The sequence below is a fragment of the Pseudomonas sp. genome, from assembly GCF_002796985.1.
Taxonomy (GTDB): domain Bacteria; phylum Pseudomonadota; class Gammaproteobacteria; order Pseudomonadales; family Pseudomonadaceae; genus Pseudomonas.
Genome location: NZ_PEKX01000009.1, coordinates 344,033 through 361,386, shown reverse-complemented (window position 1 = coordinate 361,386; position 17,354 = coordinate 344,033). Strand labels below are relative to the sequence as shown.

General features: G+C 65.7%; 19 protein-coding genes. 11 read left to right on the top strand and 8 right to left on the bottom strand.

What is annotated here, in order from left to right; all coding sequences use genetic code 11:
* Positions 1 to 65: 65 nt before the first annotated feature.
* Positions 66 to 434 carry a DUF423 domain-containing protein gene (locus CTR55_RS16055; protein WP_045213015.1) on the bottom strand — a complete coding sequence of 123 codons (369 nt, stop codon included), beginning with the start codon at positions 432 to 434 and terminating at the stop codon, positions 66 to 68.
* Between the two features lie 32 nt (positions 435 to 466).
* Here CTR55_RS16055 and mtgA point away from each other — a divergent pair, with 32 nt between their 5' ends.
* Positions 467 to 1,189: a monofunctional biosynthetic peptidoglycan transglycosylase gene (gene mtgA, locus CTR55_RS16050; RefSeq protein WP_296287633.1), complete on the top strand. Its 723-nt coding sequence runs from the start codon at positions 467 to 469 to the stop codon at positions 1,187 to 1,189.
* On the opposite strand, the gene CTR55_RS16045 is transcribed toward mtgA, so the two are convergent.
* The 5 genes from CTR55_RS16045 to ftsY all read right to left on the bottom strand — a co-directional run bounded on the left by CTR55_RS16045 (position 1,186) and on the right by ftsY (position 5,909).
* Positions 1,186 to 1,800: a hypothetical protein gene (locus CTR55_RS16045; protein WP_296287632.1), complete on the bottom strand. Its 615-nt coding sequence runs from the start codon at positions 1,798 to 1,800 to the stop codon at positions 1,186 to 1,188. The two genes, mtgA and CTR55_RS16045, sit on opposite strands and share 4 nt — an antisense overlap.
* Positions 1,801 to 1,886: 86 nt before the next feature.
* A complete protein-coding gene (gene rpoH, locus CTR55_RS16040) occupies positions 1,887 to 2,741 on the bottom strand; it encodes an RNA polymerase sigma factor RpoH (RefSeq protein WP_296287630.1) in 855 nt (284 codons plus the stop codon).
* A gap of 110 nt (positions 2,742 to 2,851) precedes the next feature.
* Complete coding sequence (gene ftsX, locus CTR55_RS16035; RefSeq protein WP_296287629.1) at positions 2,852 to 3,862, bottom strand: permease-like cell division protein FtsX; 1,011 nt, start codon at positions 3,860 to 3,862, stop codon at positions 2,852 to 2,854.
* Positions 3,862 to 4,533, bottom strand: a complete 672-nt coding sequence (ftsE, locus tag CTR55_RS16030) for a cell division ATP-binding protein FtsE (RefSeq protein ID WP_296287628.1) — start codon at positions 4,531 to 4,533, stop codon at positions 3,862 to 3,864. Before ftsE ends, ftsX begins: the two co-directional genes overlap by 1 nt.
* Positions 4,530 to 5,909, bottom strand: coding sequence for a signal recognition particle-docking protein FtsY (gene ftsY / locus CTR55_RS16025; protein WP_296287627.1), 1,380 nt, complete (start codon positions 5,907 to 5,909; stop codon positions 4,530 to 4,532). The genes ftsE and ftsY overlap by 4 nt, the downstream gene beginning before the upstream one ends.
* Before the next feature lie 191 nt (positions 5,910 to 6,100).
* Between ftsY and CTR55_RS16020 the strand changes: the two genes are divergently transcribed.
* Genes CTR55_RS16020 through rsmD form a run of 3 tightly spaced genes read left to right on the top strand, consistent with a single transcriptional unit; the run spans position 6,101 to position 9,574 of the window.
* The gene (locus CTR55_RS16020; protein WP_296287625.1) at positions 6,101 to 7,471 is read left to right on the top strand and encodes a pitrilysin family protein; all 1,371 of its coding nucleotides are present in this window, start codon (positions 6,101 to 6,103) and stop codon (positions 7,469 to 7,471) included.
* On the top strand, positions 7,464 to 8,966 hold the full coding sequence (locus tag CTR55_RS16015) for a pitrilysin family protein (protein ID WP_296287623.1): 1,503 nt from the start codon (positions 7,464 to 7,466) through the stop codon (positions 8,964 to 8,966). The genes CTR55_RS16020 and CTR55_RS16015 overlap by 8 nt, the downstream gene beginning before the upstream one ends.
* Positions 8,966 to 9,574 carry a 16S rRNA (guanine(966)-N(2))-methyltransferase RsmD gene (gene rsmD, locus CTR55_RS16010; protein ID WP_296287622.1) on the top strand — a complete coding sequence of 203 codons (609 nt, stop codon included), beginning with the start codon at positions 8,966 to 8,968 and terminating at the stop codon, positions 9,572 to 9,574. Before CTR55_RS16015 ends, rsmD begins: the two co-directional genes overlap by 1 nt.
* A 4-nt stretch (positions 9,575 to 9,578) precedes the next feature.
* Here rsmD and CTR55_RS16005 read toward each other — a convergent pair whose 3' ends face one another.
* The gene (locus tag CTR55_RS16005) at positions 9,579 to 9,932 is read right to left on the bottom strand and encodes a hypothetical protein (protein WP_296287620.1); all 354 of its coding nucleotides are present in this window, start codon (positions 9,930 to 9,932) and stop codon (positions 9,579 to 9,581) included.
* Between the two features lie 108 nt (positions 9,933 to 10,040).
* On the opposite strand from CTR55_RS16005, the gene CTR55_RS16000 reads away from it, so the two are divergent.
* Both CTR55_RS16000 and CTR55_RS15995 read left to right on the top strand, forming a co-directional pair.
* A complete protein-coding gene (locus tag CTR55_RS16000; protein WP_296287619.1) occupies positions 10,041 to 11,036 on the top strand; it encodes a hydrolase in 996 nt (331 codons plus the stop codon).
* A gap of 82 nt (positions 11,037 to 11,118) precedes the next feature.
* Positions 11,119 to 11,535: a GNAT family N-acetyltransferase gene (locus CTR55_RS15995; RefSeq protein WP_296287618.1), complete on the top strand. Its 417-nt coding sequence runs from the start codon at positions 11,119 to 11,121 to the stop codon at positions 11,533 to 11,535.
* Positions 11,536 to 11,640: 105 nt separating this feature from the next.
* Here CTR55_RS15995 and CTR55_RS15990 read toward each other — a convergent pair whose 3' ends face one another.
* On the bottom strand, positions 11,641 to 12,294 hold the full coding sequence (locus CTR55_RS15990; RefSeq protein WP_296287616.1) for a TetR/AcrR family transcriptional regulator: 654 nt from the start codon (positions 12,292 to 12,294) through the stop codon (positions 11,641 to 11,643).
* Between the two features lie 245 nt (positions 12,295 to 12,539).
* Between CTR55_RS15990 and CTR55_RS15985 the strand changes: the two genes are divergently transcribed.
* The 5 genes from CTR55_RS15985 to CTR55_RS15965 all read left to right on the top strand — a co-directional run bounded on the left by CTR55_RS15985 (position 12,540) and on the right by CTR55_RS15965 (position 17,335).
* Entirely contained in the window at positions 12,540 to 13,970 is a 1,431-nt protein-coding gene (locus CTR55_RS15985; RefSeq protein ID WP_296287614.1) for a coniferyl aldehyde dehydrogenase, read from the top strand.
* Positions 13,971 to 14,004: 34 nt separating this feature from the next.
* The gene (locus tag CTR55_RS15980; protein ID WP_296287612.1) at positions 14,005 to 14,550 is read left to right on the top strand and encodes a twin-arginine translocation pathway signal protein; all 546 of its coding nucleotides are present in this window, start codon (positions 14,005 to 14,007) and stop codon (positions 14,548 to 14,550) included.
* 39 nt (positions 14,551 to 14,589) lie between these two features.
* Positions 14,590 to 16,185, top strand: a complete 1,596-nt coding sequence (locus CTR55_RS15975; RefSeq protein ID WP_296287610.1) for a GMC family oxidoreductase — start codon at positions 14,590 to 14,592, stop codon at positions 16,183 to 16,185.
* Between the two features lie 286 nt (positions 16,186 to 16,471).
* Complete coding sequence (gene coaD, locus CTR55_RS15970) at positions 16,472 to 16,951, top strand: pantetheine-phosphate adenylyltransferase (protein ID WP_024767001.1); 480 nt, start codon at positions 16,472 to 16,474, stop codon at positions 16,949 to 16,951.
* 132 nt (positions 16,952 to 17,083) lie between these two features.
* Positions 17,084 to 17,335, top strand: a complete 252-nt coding sequence (locus CTR55_RS15965) for a YfhL family 4Fe-4S dicluster ferredoxin (RefSeq protein ID WP_138213142.1) — start codon at positions 17,084 to 17,086, stop codon at positions 17,333 to 17,335.
* The last annotated feature ends 19 nt before the right edge of the window (positions 17,336 to 17,354 follow it).

The following is a 17,354-nucleotide window of genomic DNA, read 5'->3' as shown; positions in this document are numbered from 1 at the left end:
TAGCCCGATAGCGGCGGATGACCAAGGTACCGGAGCGTCGCACTCGGGCTTTTCTGACGCTCGGGTCAACCCAGACGGAAGGCTGCGGCCAGCAGCAGCGCCCAGCCGATCAGGAAGAACAGCCCGCCGATCGGGGTAATGATGCCCACGCCCAGGCCCGCCAGGGTCAGCAGGTAGAGGCTGCCGGAAAACAGCAGGATGCCGACGGTGAAGGCCCAGCCGGCAAGGCTGACCAGGGTGCCGCCGATGTGCGCCGAGAGCAGCGCCACGCCGAACAGCGCCAGGGCATGCAGCATCTGGTAATGCACGCCGGTCTGGAACACCGCCAGGTACTCGGGGGTGAGCTTGCTCTTCAGGCCGTGGGCGGCGAAGGCACCGAGGGCGACTCCGGTGAAACCGAAGAAGGCGGCAAGCATCAGGAAAGTACGCAGCATCGGAAAGCTCCAGACAGGTGAGTGCCGCTATAATGGCCCGCTCATCCGCCCAGTCAAAGCCTCGAATGCCCAAGCTGCTCCGCCGCCTGCTGAAGATCACGCTCTGGTTCGTCGCCATCAGCGTCGGGCTGGTCATCGTCCTGCGCTGGGTGCCGCCGCCGGGAACCATGGTGATGGTCGAGCGCAAGATCGAGTCCTGGTTCAACGGCAAACCCATCGACCTGCAACGCAGCTGGCGTTCCTGGGACGAGTTACCGGACAGCCTCAAGCTCGCGGTGATCGCCAGCGAGGACCAGAAGTTCGCCGAGCACCACGGCTTCGACCTGCCGGCGATCCAGAAGGCCCTGGCGCATAACGAACAGGGCGGCAAGGTGCGCGGCGGCAGCACCATCAGCCAGCAGGTGGCGAAGAACGTCTTCCTCTGGTCCGGCCGCAGCTGGGTACGCAAGGGCTTCGAGGCCTGGTTCACCCTGCTGATCGAGACCTTCTGGTCCAAGCAGCGGATTCTCGAGGTCTACCTCAACAGCGTGGAGTGGGATGCCGGCGTATTCGGCGCCCAGGCCGCTGCCCAGCACCACTTCGGCGTCGACGCCAAGCGGCTGTCGCAGCAACAGGCCAGCCTGCTCGCCGCTGTGCTGCCCAACCCGCGCAAGTGGAGCGCCGGCAAACCCGGCCCCTACGTACGCCAGCGCGCCTCGTGGATTCGCCAGCAGATGTGGCAGCTGGGCGGCAGCGACTACCTCGAACGCCTTTAAGGCGTCTGGCTGGTCTTGAGGGTGTTGCGCGGCACCACGCGGATCCATTGCAACGTGCCGTCGCGATGCAGCAGGGTCATGCCCTTCTCCGGATAGACCCAGGCTTCCCCGCCATCCACCTGCAGGCGCAGGCGAGGATCACCCAGGCTCACCGCCAGGCGCCCGACCGCCAGGTCTTCCTGCGGCGCCAGCGCCAGCTCGGACACCGGTTTGTTGCCCAACTGACCCATGAGTTCAGCGCTCAGCGGCTGGTCCTTGCTGGTGGGCTGCATGCCGGTCGCCTTGGCCAGGCTGGCGTGCTCGGCCTCGCTCAGCGCCAGCTCCGCCTCGACGTGCCAGGGCCCCTCTTCCGTCACCAGCCGGCCACGGTAATGCAACTGGGGGCCATCCTGGCTGGCGGTCAGCCAGAGTTCTCCAGGCTGCAGACCCTGCAGCTCATCCAGGCTCAGGCGGTCGTTGGCCAGCGGCTCGAAGATCTTTTCCCTCCAGTCGTTGAACCACTGCGGCGGCTTGGGCGGTGCCGAGGTGCGGGCCACCCAGGTACCCAGGCCGAAGGCCAGCAGGGCGATGACCAGGAAGAACATCCCGTGGACGGGACGCAGGCGCGGCATGGGTCTCTCCAGACTCAAAAAGGCGGACAGAAAAAAACCGCACCAGGGTGCGGTTCGCGCTCTCGACGGATGCGCATCGAAGCCGGTCAGGCTTCGATGCGCCCCTTGAGCTTGTTCATCGCGTTCTTTTCCAACTGACGGATCCGCTCGGCGGATACGTTGTACTTGGCCGCCAGGTCGTGCAGCGTTGCCTTTTCCTCGGCCAGCCAGCGCTGGTGGAGAATATCGCGACTGCGGTCGTCCAGGCCTTCCAGCGCTTCGTGCAGGCTGGCGCTGGAGCTGTCGCTCCAGTCTGCGTCCTCCAGCTGGCGAGCCGGATCGTAGCGATGGTCTTCCAGGTAGTGCGCCGGCGACTGGTAGGCGCTTTCGTCGTCGGCATCCGCCGCCGGATCGAAGGCCATGTCATGCCCGGTGAGACGGCTTTCCATCTCGCGGACTTCGCGGGCCTCGACACCGAGGGTTTCCGCGACGCGGTGCACTTCGTCATTGCTCAGCCAGGCCAGTTTCTTCTTCTGGCTGCGCAGGTTGAAGAACAGCTTGCGCTGCGCCTTGGTGGTCGCGACTTTCACGATCCGCCAGTTGCGCAGGATGAACTCGTGGATCTCCGCCTTGATCCAGTGGACGGCGAACGACACCAGGCGCACACCCATTTCCGGGTTGAAGCGCTTCACGGCCTTCATCAGGCCAACGTTGCCTTCCTGGATCAGATCGGCCTGGGGCAGGCCGTACCCGGAATAACTCCGGGCGATGTGCACAACGAAGCGCAGGTGCGCCAGAACCATTTGCCGTGCCGCTTCCAGATCTTGCTCATAGAAGAGGTGTTCGGCCAGTTCGCGCTCCCGCTCCGGCGTCAGCAGCGGAATGCTGTTCACCGAGTGCACATAGGCTTCCAGGTTCGCACCGGGAGCCAGGGCATAAACAGGTTGCAGAGAAGTGGTCATGCGAATCCTCCGATTCACGAAACTCGCGCAGTGTAGCACTGCGAAATCTGACTGCAAGCGGGTGTAAAAGTTCCTTTACACCCGTTTAACCCCCAATGAAATCAGGGGCTTCAGCGCGGCGCCAGCTCGCGCAGGTGGCGGGCCACGGCCAGCCAGGCGCCGATCCAGCCCAGCAGCACCGCGCCGATGGTGAGCGACAGACCGTCGTCGATCGGTACGCCCGCCAGGCCGAAATCGCTGCCATACAGCCCGGCCAGGTTGACCACGGAGCTGTTCAGCCAGTCCAGCCCGAAGGCCAGCAGAGCCCAGGACAGGATGCCCGCGCCCAGGCCGTACAGCGCGCCCATATAGAGGAAGGGGCGGCGCACGTAACCGTCCGTCCCGCCGACCAGCTTGATGACTTCGATTTCGTTACGGCGGTTTTCGATGTGCAGACGGATGGTGTTGCCAATCACCAGCAGCAGGGTCAGCACCAGCAGGAGGGTCAGGCCAAAGACGAAGCGGTCGCCCAGCTTGAGGATCGCCGACAGCCGCTCGACCCAGACCAGGTCCAGCTGCGCCTGTTGTACACCCGGCAGCTCCGACAACCTTTGACGCAAGGCATCCAACTGGGCCTTGTCGATCTGCTTGGGCGTCACCGAGATGACCGCCGGCAGCGGGTTGTCAGGCAATTCTTTCAAGGCTTCGCCCAGGCCGGACTGTTCCTGCAGCTCTTTCAGCGCATCGTCTCGACTGATCAGTTGTGCCTCGATCACATCGGGCATTTTCTCGATCTGTTCGCGCAGGTCCTGGCCCTGGGCCTCGCTGGCCTTCAGGTCGAGGAACAGCGAAATCTGCGCGGCGCGCTGCCAGGAGCCACCGAGGCGTTCGACATTGTTCAACAGCAGCGACAGCCCCATGGGCAGGCTCAGGGTGATACCCATCACCAGGCAGGTGAAGAAGCTGCCGAAAGGGTGGCTGACCAGACGGTGCAGGCTGTCCATCAGGCTGGCGCGATGGTTTTCCGCGTAGGCCGAGAGCGAGGCGCTGTGGTCCTGGTGTTCGTTGTCTTCCGGGCGCTCGCGCGTATTGCGCGTCGGAGTGCCCTCTTCGTCGCCGCGAGGCAGGTCGTTGGCGCTCATCAGGCGTTCTCCTCGCGGTCGGCAATGATGCGGCCGCGCTGCAGGGTGATCATCCGGTGGCGCATGCGCGCGATCAGCGCCAGGTCGTGGCTGGCGATCAGCACGGTAGTACCCAGGCGGTTGATGTCTTCGAACACGGACATGATTTCCGAGGCCAGGCGCGGGTCGAGGTTGCCGGTCGGCTCATCGGCGAGCAGCAAGGCTGGGCGGTGTACCACCGCACGGGCGATGCCGACGCGCTGTTGCTGGCCGGTGGAGAGGTCCGACGGACGGTCCTCGGCCTTCTCCGCAAGGTTCACTCTGTCCAGCGCCGCCTCGACGCGGTAGGCGATGTCCGCCTTGGGCAGGCCGAGAATCTGCATGGGCAGGGCGACGTTGTCGAACACGCTGCGATCATCGAGCAACTGGTGGTTCTGGAACACCACGCCAATCTGCCGGCGCAGGAAGGGAATCTGCGCAGTAGAGATGCGCGAGACGTCCTGCCCGCCAAGCAGCAGCTTGCCGGAGGTGGGCCGCTCCATCGCCAGGATCAGGCGCAGCAGGGTGCTCTTGCCGGCGCCGGAGTGGCCCGTGACGAACATGATCTCGCCGCGCGGCACGCGGAATGAAATCTCGTGCAGGCCGACATGGCCATTGGAATAGCGTTTGCCAACCTGCTCGAAACGGATCATGCGATTTCCCGGGTCTCGAAGAGTGCGCGGACGAAAGCGTCGGCCTCGAAGGTTCGAAGATCGTCGATCCCTTCGCCGACACCGATGTAGCGGATCGGCAAGCCGAACTGCTTGGCCAGGGCGAAGATCACCCCGCCCTTGGCGGTGCCGTCCAGTTTGGTCAGGGCCAGGCCGGTGAGCTCCACGGCGTTGTTGAACTGCTTGGCCTGGTTGATGGCGTTCTGCCCGGTGCCGGCATCGAGTACCAGCAGGACTTCGTGGGGAGCCGTCTCGTCCAGCTTGCCGATCACCCGGCGCACCTTCTTCAGCTCTTCCATCAGGTTGTCCTTGGTGTGCAGGCGACCAGCGGTGTCGGCGATCAGCACATCCACGCCACGCGCTTTGGCGGCCTGCACGGCGTCGAAGATCACCGAGGCGGAGTCCGCACCGGTGTGCTGGGCGATCACGGCGATATTGTTGCGCTCGCCCCAGACCTGCAGTTGCTCGACGGCGGCAGCGCGGAAGGTGTCGCCGGCGGCCAGCATGACTTTCTTGCCGTCCTGCTGCAGCTTCTTCGCCAGCTTGCCAATCGTGGTGGTCTTGCCGGCGCCGTTCACGCCAACCACCAGGATCACGTAGGGCTGCTGGTCGGCGGTGATGTTCAGCGGCTGTTCGACCGGGCGCAGCAGGCCGGCCAGCTCTTCCTGCAGCGCCTTGTACAGCGCTTCGCTGTCGGCCAGTTCCTTGCGCGCCACGCGCCGGGTGAGATTCTGCACGATGGTGGTGGTGGCCTCGACGCCGACGTCGGCAGTCAGCAGGCGGGTTTCGATCTCGTCCAGCAGGTCGTCATCGATGGCCTTCTTGCCCAGGAACAGGCTGGCCATGCCTTCACCGAGGCTGGCGCTGGTCTTCGACAGGCCCTGTTTGAGGCGAGCGAAGAAGCCGAGCTTGCTCGGCTCGTTGGCGGCGGGCTTGGCCTGCGGCTCGGGTTCGGGCTGCGGGGCAGGTTCGGGCTCGACCACCACGGCGGGAGCTTCGGCCACAGGTTCGGGCTGAACGACAGGCGCAGGCTCGACTGGCAGCACAGCCGGCTGCGGCGCCTCGGCAACGACGGGCTGCGGCTCGGGCTGCACCAGCGGCTCGACCGGTACGCTGGCCGGCACTACCTCGACTATCGGTTCGGGCGTCGGCTCGACGCGCAGGGATACCGGCTCGGCCTGGGCGGCAGGGGCCTGCCCGGAAACCGGAACGGGTTCGGCGACGACAGGCTGTTCAACCTGCGGCGCAACTTCGGCGGCGGGCTGCTCCTCGGCCTGCGGCTTCTTGCGCAGCCAGCCGAACAGACCCTTCTTCTCCCCGGCTGGCGGGGCCTTCTTGTCGTCGTTGGAACCAAACATGTAGGGATCGAATCTCTAGGGGACGCCACGGAAACAGGCCGTAAAAAAGCTTCGAAACAGCTTTGAGAAGCCCTGAACGTGGCCGCCCGGAAAACGGATGGGTATCCTAGCATCTCCTCGCCCGCCGGGGTTAAGAGGCAGGCCGCCAGCCTGCATAGACCCCGCGGACAGCCCGAAAGGTTCAGTCCACGATGAAAACCCTTGCACGCCGTCACGCCGGCCTGCTGCTCGGCTCCCTGTTGCTGCCCTTGATGGCGACAGCCGCAGAGCCACAGCCCACCCACGAATACACCCTGGACAACGGCCTGAAGGTCGTCGTCCGCGAGGACCACCGCGCCCCCGTGGTGGTCTCCCAGCTCTGGTACAAGGTCGGCTCCAGCTACGAGACGCCCGGCCTCACCGGCCTCTCCCACGCCCTGGAGCACATGATGTTCAAGGGCAGCCGCAAGCTCGGCCCCGGCCAGGCTTCGCTGGTGCTGCGCGACCTCGGCGCGGAAGAGAACGCCTTCACCACCGACGACTACACCGCCTATTACCAGGTACTGGCCCGCGACCGCCTGCCGGTGGCGCTGGAGCTGGAAGCCGACCGCATGGCGCACCTTGCCCTGCCGGCCGACCAGTTCAAGAGCGAGATCGAGGTGATCAAGGAAGAGCGCCGCCTGCGCACCGAGGACAAGCCCAGCGCGCTGGCCTTCGAGCGCTTCAAGGCCGCCGCCTACCTCGCCAGCGGCTACCGTACGCCGACCATCGGCTGGATGGCCGACCTGCAGCGCATGACCATCGACGACCTGCGCCACTGGTACCAGGCCTGGTACGCACCGAACAACGCCACCCTGGTGGTGGTCGGCGATGTCACCGGCGACGAGGTGAAGGCCCTGGCCGAGAAGTACTTCGGCGAGATCCCCAAGCGCGACCTGCCTTCCGCGCGCAAGCCGCTGGAACTGGCCGAGCCCGGCGAACGCCGCCTGAAGCTGCACGTGCGCACCCAGCTGCCCAGCCTGATCATGGGCTTCAACGTGCCGACCCTGGGCAGCAGCGAGGATTCGAAACAGATCAACGCCCTGCGCCTGATCTCGGCGATCCTCGACGGCGGCTACAGCGCACGCCTGTCCGCGCGCCTGGAGCGTGGCGAGGAAATCGTCGCCGGCGCCTCGGCGTCCTACGACGCCTTCTCCCGCGGCGATGGGCTGTTCTTCCTCTCGGCCACGCCCAACGTGCAGACCGGCAAGACCCTCGACCAGGTCGAGGCGGCGCTGTGGAAGCAACTGGAAGACCTCAAGCAGAACCCGCCGAGCAAGGAAGAGCTGGAGCGCGTGCGCGCCCAGGTCATCGCCGGGCTGGTCTATGAACGCGACTCCATCGCCGGGCAGGCCAGCACCATCGGCGAGCTGGAAAGCGTCGGCCTCGGCTGGCGCATGGCCGACCAGGACCTGGAAGCCCTCCAGGCAGTCACCGCCGAGGATATCCAGAAAGCCGCCCGTACCTATTTCACCCGCTCCCGCCTGACCCTCGCCCAGGTTCTGCCGGAAGTCGCCACCGACAAGGAGCCGAGCCATGAGTGAACGCAATGGCCTGCGCTACGGCCTGGTCGGGCTGATCGTCATCGCGCTGATCGCCGGACTGGTGCTGTTCGTTTCCCGCCCGGCCGCCGAGACTGCGGCAGCCGCGACACAACCGGCAGCCGCCGAGACCGCCGCGCCCACCGGCCTGCAATCGCTGGCCGAAGCCGCCGGCAAGGCGCCCAGCCACCGCAAGCTGAACATCCAGCAATGGCAGACCGCTGAAGGGGCGCGCGTGCTCTTCGTCGAAGCCCATGAGTTGCCGATGTTCGACCTGCGCCTGACCTTTGCCGCCGGCAGCAGCCAGGACGGCGACGCCTACGGCCTGGCCATGCTGACCAACGCCATGCTCAACGAAGGCGTGCCCGGCAAGGACACCAGCGCCATCGCCGCCGGCTTCGACGACCTCGGCGCCAACTTCGGCAACGGTTCCTACCGCGACATGGCCGTGGCCAGCCTGCGCAGCCTGAGCGAGCCAGCCAAGCGCGACGCCGCGCTGGCGCTGTTCGACCAGGTGATCGGCCAGCCGACCTTCCCCGAGGAGGCTTTGGCGCGCATCAAGAACCAGGTCATGGCCGGTTTCGAGTACCAGAAGCAGAACCCCGGCAAGCTGGCGGGCCTGGAGCTGTTCAAGCGGCTCTACGGCGACCACCCCTACGCCCACTCCAGCGACGGCAACGAGAAGTCGGTGCCGAAGATCAGCGTCGCCCAACTGCGCGCGTTCCACCAGAAAGCCTATGCCGCCGGCAACGTGGTCATTGCGCTGGTCGGCGACCTGACCCGCGAGCAGGCCGAAGCCATCGCCGGTAGCGTCTCCAAGTCCCTGCCCAAGGGTCCTGCCCTCCCCGCACCGGGCGAGCCGCAGACGCCCAAGGCCGGTGTCACTCACATCGAGTTCCCGTCCAAGCAGACCCAGCTGATGCTCGCTCAGTTGGGCATCACCCGTAACGACCCGGACTACGCTGCTCTCTATCTGGGCAACCAGATCCTCGGCGGCGGCGGCTTCGGCACCCGGCTGATGGACCAAGTGCGCGAGAAGCGCGGGCTGACCTACGGCGTGTACTCCGGCTTCACCGGCATGCAGTCGCGCGGGCCGTTCACCATCGGCCTGCAGACCCGCGCCGAAATGAGCGAAGGCACCCTCAAGCTGGTTCAGGACATCGTCCGCGACTACCTCGACAAGGGCCCAACGCAGAAGGAACTGGACGACGCCAAGCGTGAGCTGGCCGGCAGCTTCCCGCTGTCCACCGCGAGCAACGCCGACATCGTCGGCCAACTGGGCGCCATCGGCTTCTACAACCTGCCGCTGGACTACCTGGAAACCTTCCTCGGCCAGGTCCAGGGCCTGAGCGTGGAACGGGTGAAGCAGGCCATGCGCCGCCACCTCGACCCGGACGCCTTCGTCATCGTCACCGCCGGCCCCACCGTGCCGCAGCAACCGCTGCCGCCGCCCACCGACAAACCCGCCGCGCAACCTGCCGGCGTACCGGAGCACTGATGAGCAAACGACCCGGCGGCGCCCCGCGCACCACACAGAAGCCCCACGGCGGCCAGGGCCAACTGCGCATCATCGGCGGCGAATGGCGCAGCCGACGCTTCGCTTTCCCCGACGGCCCGGGCCTGCGCCCGACGCCCGACCGCGTGCGCGAAACCCTGTTCAACTGGCTCGCACCCTACGTTCCCGGCGCCCGCGTGCTTGACCCGTTCGCCGGCAGCGGCGCGTTGTTCCTCGAAGCGCTGTCCCGTGGCGCCAGCGCGGGCCTCGCGCTGGACACCAACGGCGAAGCCGTGGCCGCCCTGCGCAGCACCCTCGACACCTTGAAGTGCGCCAACGGCCAATTGCTGATGACCGACGCCCTGCGCTACCTGGACAACCAGGCCGCGCAGCCTTTCGACCTGATCTTCCTCGACCCGCCCTTCCACCAGGACCTGCTGCAGAACGCCTGCCGCCTGCTGGAAGAACGCGGCTGGCTGGCCAAGGATGCGTGGGTCTACACCGAAAGCGAGGCCGTCCCCTCCAGCCTTGGCCTGCCAACCAACTGGCGGCTGCACCGGGAGAAGAAGGCGGGCTCGGTGCATTACGCGTTGTGGCAGCGCGAAGGCTGATCGTTCAGATCGACTTGCCGATATCGACGGTGCTGGTGCGCACCAGCTCCACGCCGTCGACCACCATCTTCCATTGGCCGCCCTCCTGATAGGGCGGCCTGGACACGTCGAAGTGCGTGTCGAACGGCCCGATGCCGACGCTGAAGCCATCGGCGTCATAGCTTTTGATCGGCGCGTCGATGGAGCGCGAGTTGCTGCCCACGAGCCGTTTGTAGGCGACGCGGCCATCGGCCGTGATCAACAGGCTCATCTGTGGCGCGGTCCAGTAACCCACGTAGGCCTTGTGCTCCTGCGGCACCGGATCGCCGCACGCGGCCAGCCAAACGACCAGGCTCAACGCCGCGATTCTCTTCCACATCCCATCCCCTCCTTTGCGTGGGTTTTCCTGACGGCGGATGCATGAGGCATCCATCGCACGGCCGACTTGGCGTTACTATCACAGCTCGTCGGCCCCATTCGATCCGTGATGACTATACCCGCCCCGTTCAAACCCGCCTGGTGGCTACCCGGCCCGCACCTGCAGACCCTGTACGGCTCGCTCCTGCGCAAAGGGCCAACCCTTGAACGCACCCGCGAGCGCCTGTGGCTGGAAGATGGTGATTTCATCGACCTCGACTGGCACGGCCCGCACCAGGCAGATGCACCGCTGGTACTGGCGCTGCACGGGCTGACCGGCTCATCGTCCTCGCACTACATCCTTGGAGTGCAACAGCAGTTGGCGGCGCAGGGTTGGGCCAGCGTGGCGCTGAACTGGCGCGGCTGCTCGGGCGAGTCGAACCTGCTGCCGCGCGGCTACCACTCCGGGGTCAGCGAAGACCTGGCCTCGGTGGTCGCCCACGTCCGCGCCAAGCGGCCAATGGCTCCTCTGTACGCCGTGGGCTATTCGCTGGGTGGCAACGTGCTGCTCAAGTACCTGGGCGAATCCTCGGACACCAGTCCACTGCAAGGCGCGGTGGCGGTGTCGGTGCCCTTCCGCCTGGACCAGTGCGCCGATCGCATCGGCATCGGCTTTTCCAAGGTCTACCAGGCGCATTTCATGCGCGAACTGGTGGCCTACGTGCAGACCAAACGCCAGGCCTTCGCCGCCGGCGGCCACGCGGAAAACCTCGCCGTGCTGGAGCGCCTCGGCCCGCTGGACGGCATGCGCACGTTCTGGGACTTCGACGACCGGGTGACCGCACCGCTGCACGGCTTCACCGATGTGCACGACTATTACCGGCGCGCCTCCAGCCGCTACTACCTGGGCGGCATTCGCGTGCCGACGCTGATCATCCAGTCCAGTGATGACCCTTTCATCCACGCCAACAGCGTGCCGCAAGTAGACGAGCTTTCCGCGTCGACGCAGTTGGAACTGCTGCCCCACGGCGGCCATGTCGGCTTCATCGGCGGCTCGCCTGCACGCCCGGACTACTATCTGGAGCGCCGTATCCCGCAGTGGCTGTGGGAACGGCGGAAAGCCTGACTGAGCTGGATCAGCCCGCGGCGGCGACAATGAGGCAGACTGGAGTTACATCAGGAAGGAAACGCCAGAAGGGAGCGCCGCTATGCACGACACACCACTGACGATTCTGCACAACCCAACACTGAGCAATGCCCAGTGCGCCGGCATCGCCGCACTGTATCGTGCCGTGGGCTGGGGCTCGCCCAGCACCACCTCGGAACTGCGTGATGTCTACGAGTTCTCCAGCTACTTCCTCCTCGCCCTGGACGGTGAGCAGGTGGTCGGCCTGCTGCGCGCGGAAAGCGAGACAGCGCAGACCACCTGGCTGGCGGAGATTGCCGTGCTGCCGAGGCTTCAGTCGAGGGGGATCGGCCTGGCGCTGATGGCGCGCTTCCTCGCCGATCACCCGAACCGCACGCTTTATACGGACGCCACCGAGGGCGTGGAGGAATTCTTCCTGCGCCACGGCATCGCCCTGCGCCGGCCGCGGGTACCGGGGCCGCGCCAGGTGGATGCATAACCTCTTGGGCGGAGCGGTCGGCGGATAACGCTGGCGCGTTATGCGCCCTACGTGATGGTTGGGTGTAGGGCGGATAACCGTTCACGGTTATCCGCCGGCTGAAGGTCAGCCTTCCAGCGGCACGTACAACCGGTCGAACACCGCCGCCACCGCCTCACGGAACGGAGGGGCGATGTGGCCGCTTTCCAGCGCCAGCACCTGATAGATGCCACGCCGCATCAGCGCCTCGCTGAGGTCGCCGGCCACTTCGCGGGTGGTGCACAGGTAGCGCACCCAGGAGGTGAGGATGATCCAGGCGTTGAGGGTCAGGGCTTCGAGCTGGGGTTCGTCCATCTGCAGGATGCCGGCGTCGACGAAACCGCGGTAGATCCCCTTGGCGTTGTCCATGGCGCGGCGGGCGAAGGCGCGGTAGGCCGCGGCCAGCTCCGGGTCGGAGTCCAGCAGGTGCTCGAGATCGCGGTGCAGGAAGCGGTAATACCACATCGCGGCGAGCAGCGCCTCCAGGTAGAAGGTCTTGTCCTCCACCGTCAGCGCACGGCCCTCGGGCGGGTGCAGGAACTGGTCGACGTGGCTTTCGTACTCGGCGAACAGCTGGGCGATGATCACCTGCTTGTTGCGGTAGTGGTAGTACAGGTTGCCCGGCGAGATACCCAGGTGCGCGGCGATGTGGTTGGTGGTGACGCTGCGCTCGCCCTGAGCGTTGAACAGCTCCAGGCTGGCCTGGGCGATGCGGTCACGGGTGTTGATGCGTGGTGCCATTGCCAAAACTCATCGAAGCGGATTGCGCGGACGCAAAGGTACACCGATTGCTACCACCTGACACAACTCTCGGGCCCACCCAACTTTTCGTTGGCTGGGCTTGGCGGCGCGGAAACGGCATGCTGATTGACACTCTAGAGCAATTGCTCTAAAAAACCAGCGACAGCATAAAAACGTGAAGCATCCGGGATTCGTGTACGAATCATCGGAGAGCTTCCCCACCACGCTTGCGCCAGGAGCCCGTCATGGTTGCCGATATCGCCTACCTGCAGCAGACCCAGCAGCAGATCAGTCAGCTGGAAACCCTACTCGAACGCCAGCGCCAGGCGTACCGCGCCAACCCGATGCCCGAGGCTGGCCAGCGCATCCAGTGGCTGAAAAGCCTCGCCAACCTGCTGGTGACCGAGCAGAAGGCAATCATCGAGGCGATCAACAGCGACTTCAGCAACCGCTCCGCCGACGAGACCCTGCTCGCCGAGGTGATGCCCAGCCTGCACGGCGTGCACTACGCGGCCAAGCGCGTGAAGAAGTGGATGAAACCGTCCCGGCGCAGCGTCGGCATGCAGTTCATGCCGGCCTCGGCCAAGGTCATCTACCAGCCGCTGGGTGTGATCGGTGTGATCGTGCCGTGGAACTACCCGCTGTTCCTCGCCATCGGCCCGCTGGCCGGCGCCCTGGCCGCCGGTAACCGGGTGATGATCAAGATGAGCGAATCCACCCCGGAATCCGCCCGCGTGCTGAAAGAACTGCTGGGCAAGGTGTTCCCCGAAGACCTGGTCGCGGTGGTGCAGGGTGAAGTGGATGTCGGCGTGGCCTTCTCCAAGCTGCCCTTCGACCACCTGCTGTTCACCGGCGCCACCAGCGTCGGCAAGCATGTGATGCGCGCCGCCGCCGAGAACCTCACCCCGGTCACCCTGGAGCTGGGCGGCAAGTCGCCGGCAATCATCTCCGCCAGCGTGCCGATGAAGGACGCCGCCGAACGCATCGCCTTCGGCAAGTCGCTCAACGCCGGCCAGACCTGCGTGGCGCCGGACTACGTGCTGGTGCCGCAGAACCGCGTCGACGAGTTCGTCGAAAGCTACCGTCAGGTGGTGCAGGGCTTCTTCCCGAAACTGGAGAACAACCCCGACTACACCGCGATCATCAACGAGCGCCAGCTGGCGCGCCTGAACAGTTATCTCGCCGATGCCCAGGCACGCGGCGCCACCGTCGTCCCGCTGTTCCCGCAGGCCCAGGGCCGCCGCCTGCCGCAGGCGCTGGTGCTGAACGTGAACGACGAGATGAAGATCATGCAGGAAGAGATCTTCGGCCCGCTGCTGCCGGTGATCCCCTACCAGAACCTCGATCAGGCGCTCAGCTACGTCAACGAACGCGACCGTCCGCTGGCGCTGTACTTCTTCGGCTACGACAAGCGCGAACAGGACCACGTACTGGCCCAGACCCATTCGGGCGGTGTGTGCCTGAACGACACCCTGCTGCACGTCGCCCAGGACGACATGCCCTTCGGCGGTGTCGGTCCCTCCGGCATGGGCCACTACCACGGCCACGAAGGCTTCCTGACCTTCAGCAAGGCCAAGGGCGTGTTCAGCAAACCGCGCTTCAACGCTGCGCGGGTGATCTATCCGCCCTACGGCAAGTCGCTGCAGAAGCTGGTCTACAAGCTGTTCATTCGCTGACCCGCCCCTCCAAGACACAGGTGAAAGAATAAGAATGACAGACACCTCCCTGAGCGCGCCGGGACTCTCCCGGCGCGGCGTGCTCAAGATCGGCCTGCTGGGCGGGGCTTTCCTCGCCACGGCGGGCGTTACCGCCAGCCTGAGCGGCTGTTCGGCCAACACCCCGGCTAACGGTTTCGCCGTGCTGCGTGATTCCGACATGCCCTTCCTGCGCGCGCTGATCCCGGTGATGCTGGCCGGTGCCGTGCCCGCCGAACGCATGGCCGAGGCCGTCAAAGGCACCCTCGAAAGCCTGGACAGCAGCCTCAACCACCTCTCCCCGGAGATGCTCAAGCTCACCGTGCAGCTGTTCGACGTGCTTGCCCTGCCGATCACCCGAGGGCCGCTCACCGGCATCTGGGGCAGTTGGGACAACGCCGGCGCCGACGACGTGAAGCACTTCCTCCACCGCTGGCAGAACAGCTCCCTCTCCCTGCTGAAGATGGGCCACAGCTCGTTGCTGCAGCTGGTGTTGATGGCCTGGTACGGCCGCCCGGAATCCTGGGGCCACTGCGGCTACCCCGGCCCGCCAAAGATCTGATGTCGCCAGAACAACAAGCATTCGCCTGAGAGACTCCCGATGCCCGTACCCGATCTGTTCGCCGAGGGCCTGGCCCGCGGCTGGAAAGTCCATAACGGCTCGCGCCTGGACAAGGACCTGACCCTGGAGGCCGACGTCGTCATCGTCGGCACCGGCGCCGGCGGCGGCACCACTGCCGAAACCCTCAGCGCCGCCGGCTACAAGGTGCTGCTGGTGGAAGAAGGCCCGCTCAAGACCAGCACCGACTTCAAGATGCAGGAAGCCGACGCCTACCCGAGCCTGTACCAGGAAGGCATCGGCCGGATGAGCAAGGATGGCGCCATCACCATCCTTCAGGGCCGCGCCGTGGGCGGCACCACCCTGGTCAACTGGACCTCCAGCTTCCGTACCCCCGACCCGACCCTGGAGCACTGGGCCAAGGAACACGACGTGAAGGGCCACAGCGTCGCCGAGATGGCGCCCTGGTTCGAGAAGATGGAGCAGCGCCTGGGCGTCGCGCCCTGGGCCATGCCACCCAACGCCAACAACGACGTGATCCGCAACGGCTGTGAAAAGCTCGGCCTGCACTGGAAGGTCATTCCGCGCAACGTCCGTGGTTGCTGGAACCTGGGCTACTGCGGGATGGGCTGCCCGACCAACGCCAAGCAGTCGATGCTGGTAACCACCATTCCGGCGACCCTGGAGAAAGGCGGCGAACTGCTGTTCCTCGCCCGCGCCGACCGCCTGCTGCTGGACGGCAACAAGGTCAGCGGCCTGGAATGCTCGGCCATGGACGAACGCTGCGTCGCTCCCACCGGCCGCAAGATCACCATCAAGGCGCGCCACTACGTGCTCTCCGGCGGTGGCATCAACACCCCGGCAATCCTCCTGCGCTCCAAGGCGCCGGACCCGCACAGCCGCCTCGGCCAGCGCACCTTCCTGCATGTGGTGAACTTCAGCGCCGCCCTGTTCGATGAGGTGATCAACCCCTTCTACGGCGCGCCGCAGTCGATCTATTCCGACCACTACCAATGGGACGACGGCGCCACCGGGCGCATGTCCTACAAACTCGAAGTACCGCCGCTGCAACCGGCGCTCAGCGCCACCCTGCTCGGTCGCTTCGGCGAGGACAACGCCCTGCGCATGGAGCAACTGCCGCACACCAACGTGATCCTGGCGTTGATGCGCGACGGCTTCCATCCGGAGAGCGCGGCGGGCAGCGTCAGCCTGCGCGGCGATGGCACTCCGGTGCTCGACTACCAGATGACCGACTACACCTGGGACGGCATCCGCCGCGCCTTCCACACCATGGCCGACGTCCAGTTCGCCGCCGGCGCCAAGGCCGTGCTGCCAATGCATGCCGACGCGGACTATGTGAAGAGCGCCAAGCAAGCCCACGCCCTGATCGACGGCCTGAGCCTGGAGCTGTACCGCACCCGCCTGGGCAGCGCCCACGTAATGGGCGGCTGTGCCATGGGTGAAGATCCGAAGCAGGCGGTGTGCGACAGCCTCGGCCGCCACCACCAACTGGAGAACCTGTCGATCCACGATGGATCGCTGTTCCCCACCAGCATCGGCGCCAACCCACAGCTCTCGGTCTACGGCCTCACCGCACAACTGGCCGATGCCCTCGCCAAGCGCCTGGGCCAGGCCTGAAGCGTTTCCCCGAACGGCTCTTCGTAGGAGCGAGCTTGCTCGCGAACCAAGGTTCGCAACCCAGCGGTTCGCAAGCAAGCTCGCTCCTACAGGGGAAAAACCGGGCAAACCGCACGCGCAGCCTCTGGCACGGGGCCTGCGCGTGACCCATCGGTCTCTCGCCGGTTATCTCAGGTAGTCCGTTCACAGAAGCACTACCAAGGTCGCTTGGCCCCACGGACATGCTGCGTTACCATCCGCCCGCTATTGCACCAGCCTGCCAACAAGAGCCGACCAGGACGCCGCGATGAATCGAGTGTTGTACCCGGGTACCTTCGACCCCATCACCAAAGGCCATGCCGATCTGGTCGAACGCGCCTCGCGACTGTTCGACCAGGTGATCATTGCCGTCGCCGCCAGCCCCAAGAAGAATCCCCTGTTCCCGCTGGAACAGCGCGTAGAACTGGCCCGCCAGGTCACCTCGCACCTGCCCAACGTGGAAGTCGTCGGTTTCTCGACGCTGCTCGCGCATTTCGCCAAGGAGCAGAACGCCAACATCCTGCTGCGCGGCCTGCGCGCGGTGTCGGACTTCGAGTACGAGTTCCAGCTGGCCAACATGAACCGCCAGCTCGCACCCGACCTGGAAAGCATGTTCCTCACGCCGTCGGAGAAGTACTCCTTCATCTCCTCCACCCTGGTGCGCGAGATCGCGGCGCTGGGCGGCGACATCACCAAGTTCGTGCATCCCGCGGTGGCCAGCGCCCTGGCCGAGCGCTTCAAGCGCTGACCGCCGAGCCGCCAAGGATGGCGGTTTCCGTCCACTGACTCCCCCTTCGCGTGCACTAAACGCGCCGATGCGGCACAATTTCACCATTGTGCTACCGATCGCCATGGCCGCCGCCCTGGTTGGAGTTGTTCGATGTCCCTGAAAATCACTGACGATTGCATCAACTGCGACGTCTGCGAACCCGAGTGCCCCAACGCTGCGATCTCCCAGGGCGAGGAGATCTACGTCATCGACCCGAACCTGTGCACCGAGTGCGTCGGTCACTATGACGAGCCGCAGTGCCAGCAGGTCTGCCCGGTCGACTGCATTCCCCTCGACGACAGCAACGTCGAAAGCAAGGATCAGCTGATGGAAAAGTACAAGAAGCTCACCGGCAAAGCCTGACTTCGCGCGTTTCGACACT

Excerpts from the sequence above, each read along its gene's own strand:
- CTR55_RS16055 (WP_045213015.1), bottom strand. The coding sequence starts at position 434 with ATGCTGCGTACTTTCCTGATGCTTGCCGCCTTCTTCGGTTTCACCGGA.
- mtgA (WP_296287633.1), top strand. The coding sequence starts at position 467 with ATGGCCCGCTCATCCGCCCAGTCAAAGCCTCGAATGCCCAAGCTGCTC.
- CTR55_RS16045 (WP_296287632.1), bottom strand. The coding sequence starts at position 1,800 with ATGCCGCGCCTGCGTCCCGTCCACGGGATGTTCTTCCTGGTCATCGCC.
- rpoH (WP_296287630.1), bottom strand. The coding sequence starts at position 2,741 with ATGACCACTTCTCTGCAACCTGTTTATGCCCTGGCTCCCGGTGCGAAC.
- ftsX (WP_296287629.1), bottom strand. The coding sequence starts at position 3,862 with ATGAGCGCCAACGACCTGCCTCGCGGCGACGAAGAGGGCACTCCGACG.
- ftsE (WP_296287628.1), bottom strand. The coding sequence starts at position 4,533 with ATGATCCGTTTCGAGCAGGTTGGCAAACGCTATTCCAATGGCCATGTC.
- ftsY (WP_296287627.1), bottom strand. The coding sequence starts at position 5,909 with ATGTTTGGTTCCAACGACGACAAGAAGGCCCCGCCAGCCGGGGAGAAG.
- CTR55_RS16020 (WP_296287625.1), top strand. The coding sequence starts at position 6,101 with ATGAAAACCCTTGCACGCCGTCACGCCGGCCTGCTGCTCGGCTCCCTG.
- CTR55_RS16015 (WP_296287623.1), top strand. The coding sequence starts at position 7,464 with ATGAGTGAACGCAATGGCCTGCGCTACGGCCTGGTCGGGCTGATCGTC.
- rsmD (WP_296287622.1), top strand. The coding sequence starts at position 8,966 with ATGAGCAAACGACCCGGCGGCGCCCCGCGCACCACACAGAAGCCCCAC.
- CTR55_RS16005 (WP_296287620.1), bottom strand. The coding sequence starts at position 9,932 with ATGTGGAAGAGAATCGCGGCGTTGAGCCTGGTCGTTTGGCTGGCCGCG.
- CTR55_RS16000 (WP_296287619.1), top strand. The coding sequence starts at position 10,041 with ATGACTATACCCGCCCCGTTCAAACCCGCCTGGTGGCTACCCGGCCCG.
- CTR55_RS15995 (WP_296287618.1), top strand. The coding sequence starts at position 11,119 with ATGCACGACACACCACTGACGATTCTGCACAACCCAACACTGAGCAAT.
- CTR55_RS15990 (WP_296287616.1), bottom strand. The coding sequence starts at position 12,294 with ATGGCACCACGCATCAACACCCGTGACCGCATCGCCCAGGCCAGCCTG.
- CTR55_RS15985 (WP_296287614.1), top strand. The coding sequence starts at position 12,540 with ATGGTTGCCGATATCGCCTACCTGCAGCAGACCCAGCAGCAGATCAGT.
- CTR55_RS15980 (WP_296287612.1), top strand. The coding sequence starts at position 14,005 with ATGACAGACACCTCCCTGAGCGCGCCGGGACTCTCCCGGCGCGGCGTG.
- CTR55_RS15975 (WP_296287610.1), top strand. The coding sequence starts at position 14,590 with ATGCCCGTACCCGATCTGTTCGCCGAGGGCCTGGCCCGCGGCTGGAAA.
- coaD (WP_024767001.1), top strand. The coding sequence starts at position 16,472 with ATGAATCGAGTGTTGTACCCGGGTACCTTCGACCCCATCACCAAAGGC.
- CTR55_RS15965 (WP_138213142.1), top strand. The coding sequence starts at position 17,084 with ATGTCCCTGAAAATCACTGACGATTGCATCAACTGCGACGTCTGCGAA.